Genomic DNA, 12964 nt, shown 5'->3' on the forward strand with positions numbered 1-12964 from the left:
ATATAACTATTCTAAGGCATATGAAAACTGCTCTACCGCTTACCGTCCTGCTGATTTTCTGTCGCTTGCTTCTATATGCCGAAGGTACGCCGCAAATGCGCCCTACATATAACGATGGTGGTTTCTTGCACCTGTTAGACCCTGCCACTACGAATAATTTTGCCGCCTACGGTGCTACCGATGAGCGCCGACTTTATTTCCGTATCAGAAGCACCAACGAACGGGTTTACTTCGGCTTTGGGCGCTATAAAACCACCAATATGGGAAGTGATGCCAATATTAGCCCCGTGAATGAGGTGCTGCCTTTGCCTACTGCCGCTGCCAATCCTCAACGCCAATTGCGTTTCCGCATTCTCAACCCTGCCGGAGTGGTTGTGTGGGCGGAGCAGCCCGTACCCGTAAACGGTCAGGGATTCATCGGCGCGGAAAATCTGGCTGCCTATAATCGTTGCGTGGCAGGTCCGGCACAGTTAGTAGGCGCGGGTGGCTACTATGCCTATGTTTTCACACCTGCTACTACAGGCGATTATCGCATTGAATTTGAAACTTACGATATAGCAACTAATACGGTGGTTACGCCCGCAGCCAACCGCAAGGCCTTGCTTCAACTCTTTGACCTAACCGTTGCCACAGGCGTAGGCGGTTATACGGTTACGACTCAAAATGCAACTACGGGCGCAGTTACCGCAGTAACGGGCAGTGCAACAGCTACGGCTCTTCCCGGTCGTTTGTGGTCGCGGGCATGGTGTCTGAACACGGGTGCAGGCAATGTTCCTTACAACGGTCGGGCTTACCCATATGCTGACGATGGTGTGGTAACAGAAATCAATTTTAACGGGATGCGCCCGTTCGGCTTTGTTGTCAGTTGCAACCGCGACGGTATTGCTACGCTCCCTGCCACACCTGCCAATAATTTCGTTGTCAATCGCCGTTCGCGCTGGGGATTGACTGCACCCGCAGCGCTACACACGCCGCTTTATCGCATTTTCTTACAAAATCCTGATATTAATGAGTTTCCCAATGGTACTATCGGGTGTTTATTTACCGCTTCGGTGAAACAATGCGACCAGAGTTCACCTTATTGTATCAATGTAACGGCACAGGCCAACGGAGAGGTGGAAGTTGTAATAGATTTGCATCCCGCAACACCTGACGGCATATTTACGCCCGGCACCCGCGACGTGCGCCTGACCACTCAATTTAACACCCCGGGAGCGCCGGAAACTAAATGTATTGCATGGGACGGTTTGGACGGTCTGGGCGTGCAAGTACCCAACGGTGATATTTCCGTTATCGTAAACTTTCAGGCGGGCAGAACTAACTTACCTATTTATGACATAGAAGACCACCCGAATGGTTTTATAGTTCGTTTGGTTCGCCCGCTCACCAATGCCTGCGGCAATCCCGTAACACCGCCACGCCTGTACTGGGACGATACCGACGGCACAACTAATATGCCGGCAGGTACATCACTTGATGGTCATCTCAATCTGGCAGGCTGTACTCCTTCGCCTGTCCCTCCTGCCTACCCTGCTGCCATTTCCGCAGGTACTATCGGCTGCCACCGGTTCACAGGCAGAGGCGCCAACGGTAACTCCGAAACCATCAATACATGGTGGTATGTGGCCGAAGACCGCCTGACGATTCCGTTTTTCAATGACAATTCGTTGTTTGATATTGGCGGACTTTTCCCGGGTGCAGACCCTTGCATATTTACCAATGGCGAATTTCTTGATGTAAATGTAGTTTACAGCGATGCTAAATTTTCATTACCTGTACTGTCATTTACTATGACCCCTACGCTGCCCGGTTATAGCTTTGCCAGCCCGATAACTAACAATCCGGTAGTTGCTAATGCCGCTGCCAATGCCGCCAACGGGCCGCAGGTAGTAAGCAATACATTACTGGGCGGAACACCGGCCAAACGACAAATTACCTTGCGCTACAAAGTCGTTACCGGTGGAGGCGCTGTGAACGATATGGGCTATAATCTGACGGTTTCTACCAATGCCTGCGGAAGCGCCCAGAACAGTACGGCAAGTATGCTTTGCAGCATATTGATGCCCGTAGAACTGGCAGAGTTCAGCGGCAGAAACACAGGCACTGCCAATATACTGACATGGACAACCGCATCAGAAAAGAACAACCAAGGATTTGGCATAGAACGCAGCGTGGACGGCATCAATTTTAGAGAAATTGCTTTTGTCGAGGGCATAGGCAACAGCAACCGCCTGCAGCGATACAGCTACGAAGACCGCTTGGAAGTACCGCAAACATTCTACTACCGCTTGCGTCAGGTAGATTATGACGGTACATTCACTTATTCCAAAATAATTGCCCTCACAGCAGATGCGGCAAACAGCAACTTCATAGAAGTTTACCACGACGGAAGCAGTGCCGATGTTGCCATTCGCACCCAATTTGAGAAGCAAGACAAGGCTACACTCACTATCTACTCGCTGACCGGTGCTGTTATCAGCCGTCAGGCATTAGAAATTCCCGTCGGCAACCATTTGCAACGCGTCGGCCTCCCGCAAGCAGCCAAAGGCGTTTATGTAGTGGAAATCAACACTTTGGGCGGCACGTGGAAACGTCATAAGATTGTGCACTAAAAGATTTTTCAAAAAAAATGCGGCAGGGTATTGCAAGATAAAATTAGCCGCCCTACCTTTGTGCCACAATTAAGGAACGCACCGTTCGTCTAGGGGTTAGGACGTATCCCTTTCACGGATAAAACACGGGTTCGATTCCCGTACGGTGTACGAAACCTTCCAAAGGCGCTGAAAAAATCAGCGCCTTTTTTGTTTTTTCCAAGTTCCGGTATGCCAATCTGATTTACACTTTTAGTTGCCGCTACGTCCTCCATCTGCCTTACAACGGCTGCAGACACCCTCTCCCGAAAAAATAAAAAAGCCCCGCGGAGTACACAGGGCGAAAATAACTGCGGCATATAGCCTTATTGTGATAAGAAATACAAAATTGGATTATTTTATACGTTTCTTGATTGATTGCTGAGCAAATGTAGTAAATTTCAAGCAATCAACCAAATAACTGTCAATCTTATGGGAAAAAAAATTTTAGGCTTAGACCTTGGGGAAAATTCTATCGGCTGGGCACTGGTAGAACACAACGCTGACGAATTAAATAACAACCCGCAAGGGCGAATCCTCGGCACAGGAACCATCATCCCAAAAGCCGGTGGCAAAGAAAACGACAATCCGGGCATTATTCGCCGACAAAAACGACAACTCAGGCGGCAGGTTTTTCGCACGCGCTTGCGCAAACTTCTGCTAATCAAGTTATTGATGGAGCATAAAATGTTTCCGCCTGTACCACACGAAGACTTGGTAGCACGACTGCAAGCACTGCAACTCGACGATGACCTGAGAGGCTTTTTCAGGATAGACCCTTACGAAAAACGTAAAGAGGCAGTAGAAGGGAAGAAATTGTCGCTATATGAACTGGGGCGTGTGTTCTACCACATGGCACAGCGAAGAGGCTACAAAGAAAACCGCTTGGCAGAATCGGACGCGGACGAAAGTGGCGCAATCTACACCGGCAACCCGAAAGACGACAAAAAGGGCATTGATGAAACCAGACAAGCCATGGGACAGCAAACACTGGGGCAATACTTGGCAGGGCTAAATCCGCACAAAGAGCGCCGACGCAATCGCTACACCCTGCGCAGCATGTACCTCAAAGAGTTTGACAGTATTTGGAAAAAGCAAAAAGCATACTACCCCGATTTACTGACCGATGAGCTAAAACACCGAATAGGCGATGAAAAAGAGGGCGTGTTGTTTTTCCAACGCAAACTCAAGTCGCAAAAAAGCCTTGTACGCAAATGTACCTTCGAGTTTGACTATGTGAAGGACAAAAACAAAAAAGAAAGCAAACGTTATTTGACCGTATGCCCCAAAAGTTCTCCGATTTTTGAGCAGTTCAGGATGTACCAGTTCATCAATAGTATTGAAATGAACGGTATCAAACTGATTGACTGCCCGGGCGGAGAACTTTATCGGCAAAAATTAGTAGCCCTGTTCAACCAGAAAGAAGAACTGACATTTAAAGATATCAAAAAACTGATAAAATCGCCGGATGCTGCGTTTAATTACCCTGATGACAAAATTATCCCCGGTAACAAAACCATTGCACGCTTGCGAAAGCTGTTTAACTATTCGGAAAAAGAATATGTTGAAAAATTGAGCGAAGCAGAAAAAGCTCAATGGAAAAAACTGCCGCAACCGGAAATAGACCGACGCTTAAACATTTGGGAACACCTCAGCCCCGAAGAGCAGATGAAACGTTGGCACGTGTTTTATTCGTTCGACAATACGGATAAAATTATAGAACATGCCCAAAAACACGGCTGGAACTTACCTGATGAAAGGCTGGCACTCATTAAAAAAGTACGGCTTGAACAAGGCTATGCCAATTTGAGCCATAGAGCCATCGGCTTTATCATGCCTTATTTGCAAAAAGGGTATATCTACTCCGAAGCCGTTTTGCTGGGCAGCATACAGCGCGTATTCAAGAAAGATTGGCAGGAATTTGCACCCGAAGAAAAGAGCAAAATTGAACAGCAGACTGTGGCCATCATCAGGCAAAACAGTAGCGAAGGAAAAAGCATTGACCGCATCAAAACATGGCTCAAAACAACGTACAGCCGTACCGACCGCGATTTGGAACGCCTCTACCACCACAGCGACTTGGAAAACCCGCCCGGGGATGCATCGGAACTTGGCTTCCCGCCTGCCGTGCGTAACCCTACGGTGCAAAAGGTGCTGGGAGCGCTCCGCAAATTAGTAAACAGTATCATGGCTACTTATGGCCGCCCCGACCGAATTGTGATTGAGCTGGCACGCGAAATGAACCTTTCGGAACGCGAAAAACAGGAAATGGAACGCACCATCAACAGGAACGAGCGCATCAACAATGAGGCGAAGCGATTGCTGGCCGAAAAAGGGCTGCCGCCTACGATAGACAACATCCAAAAGTGGATTTTATGGGAAGAATGTCGGAAAGTATGCCCTTATACAGGCAAAAAAATTTCTTTTGAAGACTTGTTTGTTAATGCGCGCTTTCAGGTAGAACACATTGTGCCGCGCAGCATTTCCTTAGACAACAGCATGGCTAACAAAACCCTTTGCGAAGCGAGTGAAAACCTCAAAAAAGGTCAGCAAACACCTTATCAGTTTTACGGCAGCAACCCGCAAAAATGGGAGGAAATCAAAACGCGCCTTTGGCAAATGGTAAAACGCAGCGGAACGGAAGAACCACAGCAAAACAAATCCGTCATCCCCGATTCGTTCCCTTACAGCAAATTGAAGCGGTTCTTGTCGGAGCAAGCACCTGCGCCCGAAGGATTTATCAGCCGCCAACTCAACGATACGCGCTACATAGCCAAAGAAGCTAAAAACTACTTGGCGCAAATCTGTAAGGCCGAGAATATCATAGTTGCCCAAGGAGGAGCCACTGCCCTATTGAAGCACTACTGGGGGCTGGAAAACATAGAAGGTGTCATGCAGACTGTCATACCGCTCTACCACGAAGACATCAGTAAGTTCAATCTGAAAAATGAACAGGAGTATCTGGCCGCTTTGGATGCCAAAGACCGACCGGTACAAATGTATGAATGGAGCACTAATGCAGAGATCAACAAAAGCAACCGCGAAGCCCTCAAAAAGCAAGGACGGGTCGTTCAGGGACTCGTGCAGCTTCATCCGGCAGGCCGTCAGGGGCAACTGTTGGCAGGTAAGAACCGCGCCGACCACCGCCACCACGCCTTAGATGCTATTACGCTTGCCTGTATGCAAAAAAGCCACCTGCAAAAAATTGCCACCCTCATAGGCGAAGGGCGAAAGTTTAAAGAAATCAAAGAAAAAAACCTTTTCCCGTTGCCTTGGCGTACCTTCCGCGCTGATGTGCGTGCGGCGCTATGCGAACTGCTCACCGTTCATCCGCAGCCACAACAAAAAGTTGTTGCCGACAACAAAAAGCACATAGAAAAGAACGGGAAGAAATACCTTGCCCAAGGCATGACGGCAAAAGGAGCATTGCATGAGGAAAGCTATTACGGCTTCCATAAAAACAAAAAAACCGGTGAAGGAGAGTACCGCAAACGCAAACCCTTGGAAAGCATCACCACGATGAAGCAGGTACATAAAATCGTAGATGAGGGCGTGCGCCAACAAGTTATCCGTCGTTTGCAGGAAATAGGCATTGACACAAATAATCCCAAAACCGATTTTAGCAAAGCCAAAAACGTATTTTTTGAGTCGGATGCCGAAGGCAGAAAAATTCCCAAGGTTTTTATGCCTAACAAAAACGGCGAACCTGTACCTGTTAAGAAAGTGCGTGTAGCTGAAAATTTGGGTACGGCAGTCCCACTGCCCGGCAAAGTAAACCGTTGGGTAAAACCGGGCGGTAACTACGGCGTAGCCATCTACCGTGATGCACAAGGCAAATACCATGAGCGGGTAGTTACCTTCTGGGAAGCCGTTGAGCGACAAAAGCAGCAAATAGATGTTTTTCCCACAGTTAACTCCCAAGGCCATCACTTAATATTAACCTTACAAAAGAATGAACTTTTTTTATTAGGACTTCATCCGGATGAAATAGAGTGGAATAATCCTTCGCTGCTTTCTGCACATTTATACAGAGTGCAAAAACTTACCGCTGGGGATTATTACTTCCGCCTTCACAAAGCCGCAACAGTCGACATAGTGCACGAAGGAAAATATATTAAGAGTCTTAATAGCTTCTTCACAGAGCAGCACCCCATCAAAGTTCGCTTAGATGCGCTGGGCAATATTGTGCGGGTTTAACCCATTTTACATGGCGGTTGCCTCAAAAGCAGCCGCCATTTTTACATCCTTCTCTCTCCTTACCTCCATGCCTGATACCTATGTTAAAGAAAATCCTGTCTTTCTCTCGTGCCTATCACCTCAGCACACGCAACGGCCAATTGCTTTTTACCGACAAAGAGCAACAACACACACAGCAACGCCCCATAGAAGACATCGGCTGTATTGTTATTGAACATCCGCAAATAACAATTACTGCCGGACTTTTGCAGTTGCTGGCTGCACATAACGTAGCCGTTTTATTCTGTGACGAAAAACACATGCCGGCTTCCATGCTCTACCATTTTGATACGCACTACGTACAAACAGAAAGGCTGAGGCAACAATTGGCAGCATCCGAACCGCTCTGCAAACAGTTATGGCAGCAAACCGTAAAAAGTAAGATTATCAATCAGGCCGCTGTTTTGGAACTTACCACCCGTTTGCCACAAGCCATTGCACGCCTGCGCAAAATGACAAGCAACATCCGCAGCGGCGACCCCGATAACTATGAGGCACAAGCAGCGCAACACTACTGGCCGGCACTAATGGGTGAAAATTTCAGGCGCGACCCGGAAGGACTGCCGCCCAACCCGGGATTAAACTACGGCTATGCCATCCTGCGAGCTGCCGCTGCCCGCGCTTTGGCAGCCACTGGCTTATTGCCTGCCGTAGGCATTCACCACCGCAACCGCTACAATGCTTTTTGTTTGGCCGATGACCTGATGGAGCCTTTTCGCCCGTGGGTAGACCGAACCGTTTGGCTCATGCGCGAACAACGCGCCGATTATCACGTACTCAATCCTGCCAACAAACAAGAACTGCTCGGCATCTTGTATCAAGATGCCTGTTTTGGCAATGAAACCAGCCCCTTGATGGTGGCCATCGGCCGCTGTGCACAAAACCTTGCACGTGCTTTTGCCGAAGGCGGCAAAGTACGCTTGCAATATCCTACCCTGCCGGGAGTAAGTGCCAAACGCTCCCGCATGACCGATGCCGGTGCGGACGATGCCGAAAACGTAGCCTGACCATGAATGTCAAACTGCAAGAACGCCTAAACGGCTATCGCACCATGTGGCTTTTTGTATTTTTTGACCTGCCCGTTGAAACCAAGAAACAACGGAAGGCTGCAACAGATTTTCGCAAAAAACTGCTGAAAGACGGCTTTTCCATGATGCAGTACTCGGTATATATCAGGCACTGCGCCAGCCACGAAAGTGCCGATATGCACACCCTGCGGGTGGAAAAAATGGTACCGCCCCAAGGCATGGTAAGCATCTTGCGAATTACCGACAGGCAGTTCGGTAACATCCGAAACTTTTGGGGCACTTCTGCACAGCCGCCACCGCCCAGCCCACCACAACTCGAGTTGTTCTGACAGCGAAAAAAAACGGGCAAAACCTCATAAAAGGCGAGGTATTGTCCGTTTTTTTAAGCCCCTATTACAAGATAAGCATTTGACAATCAGCAAAATGTATCAAGTAATAAGTTAGTCAATCCAATTTTGCAATCAAACCACAACCGGCTCGCTGAAAACGGTTATTTCGCCCGCAAGTTAGTCAATCCAATTTTGCAATCAAACCACAACCACAAGGCATAGCTTTTAAATAGAAGACCAAAGTTAGTCAATCCAATTTTGCAATCAAACCACAACCCAGAATCAGTTCCTGAATGCCAAAGCGCAAAGTTAGTCAATCCAATTTTGCAATCAAACCACAACCAAACTGCTTGAGCTGTACGAGTCAGACAAAGTTAGTCAATCCAATTTTGCAATCAAACCACAACTACACACTCCTGCGCCGCAGGCAACAAACAAGTTAGTCAATCCAATTTTGCAATCAAACCACAACTAGGCTTTCGTACCGCTCATTTTCGCAGCTAAGTTAGTCAATCCAATTTTGCAATCAAACCACAACAACGGGTTCGCCTACGCGGTAACTGTCGCAAGTTAGTCAATCCAATTTTGCAATCAAACCACAACGTAATTGTCCAAGTGGCGATATAGACACGCAAGTTAGTCAATCCAATTTTGCAATCAAACCACAACTGAATGCATCTTCGGTCATACCGACTTGCGAAGTTAGTCAATCCAATTTTGCAATCAAACCACAACAAAACCAAGTATCAACAAGGCAGCGTAGAGAAGTTAGTCAATCCAATTTTGCAATCAAACCACAACCCTGTATCTGCTTTTCAAGCGCAATGACCTAAGTTAGTCAATCCAATTTTGCAATCAAACCACAACTGTCGAAGAGTTTACCAAAGAAGGTGTGTAAAGTTAGTCAATCCAATTTTGCAATCAAACCACAACCACGTAGTGATTTGCGGCTGAAAGTGGTGTAAAGTTAGTCAATCCAATTTTGCAATCAAACCACAACTACGCGATTGGCGTTCCTCAGTCGCTGATTAAGTTAGTCAATCCAATTTTGCAATCAAACCACAACCGGTGCTTGGGATGCCTCTGGCGGTCTCGTAAGTTAGTCAATCCAATTTTGCAATCAAACCACAACTCGCTTCGGCTGCTTCAGAAATATTAGTTAAGTTAGTCAATCCAATTTTGCAATCAAACCACAACCGTTACCGGCAACCGTCGTACAACGTACGGAAGTTAGTCAATCCAATTTTGCAATCAAACCACAACTGTTTAGAATGCCACCGACACGTTGCTTGTAAGTTAGTCAATCCAATTTTGCAATCAAACCACAACCGTGGCCTTCAATTTCAGAGAAGGCTTTATAAGTTAGTCAATCCAATTTTGCAATCAAACCACAACGCAGTGGCACGTCTTGATATGGACGGACGGAAGTTAGTCAATCCAATTTTGCAATCAAACCACAACTTGTGATAGCCTACTGTGAAGTAATTGTGAAAGTTAGTCAATCCAATTTTGCAATCAAACCACAACGTTGTACCAATCCCTAAGCGCCGCATCAACAAGTTAGTCAATCCAATTTTGCAATCAAACCACAACTTGGTGGTCGGGCAAGCTGCGGCGGTGCGCAAGTTAGTCAATCCAATTTTGCAATCAAACCACAACGACTTAGATAAAGTACTCATTTCGCCGCGAAGTTAGTCAATCCAATTTTGCAATCAAACCACAACTAGCATTTCGCCAGTAGGAAGTAGTAAACAAGTTAGTCAATCCAATTTTGCAATCAAACCACAACTGATTCTCGTAGTCGCAGCTACGCGCAGATAAGTTAGTCAATCCAATTTTGCAATCAAACCACAACAGGCACTTTTTTCGGCTTTTCTTTGGGCGGAAGTTAGTCAATCCAATTTTGCAATCAAACCACAACGCGCACGTTAAGCAAATACCACAGGGTAACAAGTTAGTCAATCCAATTTTGCAATCAAACCACAACCGCCTTCCAAGCCGTTTACACTTTTGTCTTAAGTTAGTCAATCCAATTTTGCAATCAAACCACAACCCATACAACGGATGGGATAATGTCCGCATTAAGTTAGTCAATCCAATTTTGCAATCAAACCACAACACTACTGCCCTGCCAAGCGCGTTGTCCCACAAGTTAGTCAATCCAATTTTGCAATCAAACCACAACCTTTGCCATGAGACCCGTAGAAATGGAAGAAGTTAGTCAATCCAATTTTGCAATCAAACCACAACTGAATGCGAAACATTGAGCAAAACCGCCTAAGTTAGTCAATCCAATTTTGCAATCAAACCACAACATCTGGGAAGTACTCTGTTTCTATTCCCAGAAGTTAGTCAATCCAATTTTGCAATCAAACCACAACTGCGCTCAGGCTTGGAGTATTTCCTGATGAAGTTAGTCAATCCAATTTTGCAATCAAACCACAACGATGACTTTTAACCCCGTTTCAAAACTCAGAAGTTAGTCAATCCAATTTTGCAATCAAACCACAACTGGCTACACGTTGGAGGACACCGTTCGGGAAGTTAGTCAATCCAATTTTGCAATCAAACCACAACCGAAACTTCACGAAACGAATCAAAGAAATAAAGTTAGTCAATCCAATTTTGCAATCAAACCACAACTTGTGCTTCAATCTCTTTGAGGCGCAACTAAGTTAGTCAATCCAATTTTGCAATCAAACCACAACACGTGCCTGTCGCATATCGCGCCGTTCGGCAAGTTAGTCAATCCAATTTTGCAATCAAACCACAACTTGTACCGCGCTCAAATTTCTCGCCTTTCCAAGTTAGTCAATCCAATTTTGCAATCAAACCACAACTACACATTGGATAACTAAACTATGCAACTAAGTTAGTCAATCCAATTTTGCAATCAAACCACAACCAACTTGTCTTCCAACGGCGTAATGTTAATAAGTTAGTCAATCCAATTTTGCAATCAAACCACAACATGAATTGCCCATCAGCAATTCCAGATTATAAGTTAGTCAATCCAATTTTGCAATCAAACCACAACATCTCCGATGTGCTGCGCCGCTACCTGTCTAAGTTAGTCAATCCAATTTTGCAATCAAACCACAACATCCCACACTTGCAAAAGGCGGCGGCGCACAAGTTAGTCAATCCAATTTTGCAATCAAACCACAACTAAGTCGATTTGGTATTGAAGAGGCAACCCAAGTTAGTCAATCCAATTTTGCAATCAAACCACAACCTGCGGGGCACGTTTGTGCGCACGGCAGCCGAAGTTAGTCAATCCAATTTTGCAATCAAACCACAACTGTTGGCATTGTTGGCGGGTGCCCGATGCAAGTTAGTCAATCCAATTTTGCAATCAAACCACAACAGCGTAAAATAAACCGCTTCATCGGGCTGAAAGTTAGTCAATCCAATTTTGCAATCAAACCACAACTGGATAGCAGCCAATTCGGCTTGGTCAATAAAGTTAGTCAATCCAATTTTGCAATCAAACCACAACCTGCCGTGCTTTCTGATTTGTTTCTTTACAAAGTTAGTCAATCCAATTTTGCAATCAAACCACAACTCTTCGCGCTCTTCCTGTACTTTTTGCAGCAAGTTAGTCAATCCAATTTTGCAATCAAACCACAACCTCTAATATTTCGTATAACTGGTGTCTGTCAAGTTAGTCAATCCAATTTTGCAATCAAACCACAACAAGTTCCACAGCACATTTACATCAACCAATAAGTTAGTCAATCCAATTTTGCAATCAAACCACAACATATCCCGTTCTGGGCTTTCTGTCAGTTCAAAGTTAGTCAATCCAATTTTGCAATCAAACCACAACCGTAATCAGCGTGAAAAGCTGGTGGCTGAAAAGTTAGTCAATCCAATTTTGCAATCAAACCACAACGTAAGATGATGCAACGGCTGAAAGACTAATAAGTTAGTCAATCCAATTTTGCAATCAAACCACAACTCCGCACCGATTTCAACAAGTCTTGTAAACAAGTTAGTCAATCCAATTTTGCAATCAAACCACAACTGTTAAGCAGTTCAATAAGTTGGAAATAGTAAGTTAGTCAATCCAATTTTGCAATCAAACCACAACTCTTCGCGCTCTTCCTGTACTTTTTGCAGCAAGTTAGTCAATCCAATTTTGCAATCAAACCACAACTACTTTCTCTATTTGCGTACTCGGATAGGCAAGTTAGTCAATCCAATTTTGCAATCAAACCACAACTGTTGGCATTGTTGGCGGGTGCCCGATGCAAGTTAGTCAATCCAATTTTGCAATCAAACCACAACTGTACTGCAAACCAATATTGCGGACTCCTCAAGTTAGTCAATCCAATTTTGCAATCAAACCACAACGCTTTGCCGCAACTGCGCTTCAAGGGATGAAGTTAGTCAATCCAATTTTGCAATCAAACCACAACAACTTCTTTTTCTTGTTATATTAGTAATGAAGTTAGTCAATCCAATTTTGCAATCAAACCACAACTGGCAGTCAGCCACTTGCACAGGTGCGCGAAAGTTAGTCAATCCAATTTTGCAATCAAACCACAACCTTTGTTTGCCTCTCGTCGGCGTTGTGTGCAAGTTAGTCAATCCAATTTTGCAATCAAACCACAACATCGCAAGTAAAAGTACAAGCCGATTACAAAAGTTAGTCAATCCAATTTTGCAATCAAACCACAACTTCCATTTGCTCGACGGGTCTGGCCGCCAAAGTTAGTCAATCCAATTTTGCAATCAA

4 protein-coding genes, 1 tRNA gene and 1 CRISPR repeat array (1 of these 6 running past the window's edge) are annotated in these 12964 nt (G+C 45.5%); all 5 genes read left to right on the plus strand.

Going from position 1 to position 12964, the window contains the following annotated elements:
- Positions 1 to 20 precede the first annotated feature (20 nt).
- The 5 genes from NDK19_RS08030 to cas2 all read left to right on the plus strand — a co-directional run bounded on the left by NDK19_RS08030 (position 21) and on the right by cas2 (position 8223).
- Entirely contained in the window at positions 21 to 2612 is a 2592-nt protein-coding gene (locus NDK19_RS08030; RefSeq protein WP_250631355.1) for a T9SS type A sorting domain-containing protein, read from the plus strand.
- 78 nt (positions 2613 to 2690) lie between these two features.
- Positions 2691 to 2762: transfer RNA gene (locus NDK19_RS08035), tRNA-Glu, on the plus strand.
- A gap of 300 nt (positions 2763 to 3062) precedes the next feature.
- Entirely contained in the window at positions 3063 to 6827 is a 3765-nt protein-coding gene (cas9, locus tag NDK19_RS08040) for a type II CRISPR RNA-guided endonuclease Cas9 (RefSeq protein WP_250631356.1), read from the plus strand.
- Between the two features lie 80 nt (positions 6828 to 6907).
- Positions 6908 to 7873 carry a type II CRISPR-associated endonuclease Cas1 gene (cas1, locus tag NDK19_RS08045; RefSeq protein ID WP_250631357.1) on the plus strand — a complete coding sequence of 322 codons (966 nt, stop codon included), beginning with the start codon at positions 6908 to 6910 and terminating at the stop codon, positions 7871 to 7873.
- A gap of 2 nt (positions 7874 to 7875) precedes the next feature.
- Positions 7876 to 8223 (plus strand): CRISPR-associated endonuclease Cas2, encoded by a 348-nt coding sequence (gene cas2, locus NDK19_RS08050; RefSeq protein WP_250631358.1) that lies wholly within the window; start codon positions 7876 to 7878, stop codon positions 8221 to 8223.
- A 108-nt stretch (positions 8224 to 8331) separates the two neighbouring features.
- Positions 8332 to 12964: a CRISPR direct-repeat array (repeat unit 36 nt; unit sequence AAGTTAGTCAATCCAATTTTGCAATCAAACCACAAC); it runs 796 nt beyond the window's last position.

It is taken from the genome of Rhodoflexus caldus (assembly GCF_021206925.1).
Classification (GTDB): domain Bacteria; phylum Bacteroidota; class Bacteroidia; order Cytophagales; family Thermoflexibacteraceae; genus Rhodoflexus; species Rhodoflexus caldus.

Bases quoted from the DNA above. Each gene is read 5' to 3' on its own strand.
- cas2 (WP_250631358.1), top strand. From the start codon at position 7,876: ATGAATGTCAAACTGCAAGAACGCCTAAACGGCTATCGCACCATGTGG.
- cas9 (WP_250631356.1), top strand. From the start codon at position 3,063: ATGGGAAAAAAAATTTTAGGCTTAGACCTTGGGGAAAATTCTATCGGC.
- NDK19_RS08030 (WP_250631355.1), top strand. From the start codon at position 21: ATGAAAACTGCTCTACCGCTTACCGTCCTGCTGATTTTCTGTCGCTTG.
- cas1 (WP_250631357.1), top strand. From the start codon at position 6,908: ATGTTAAAGAAAATCCTGTCTTTCTCTCGTGCCTATCACCTCAGCACA.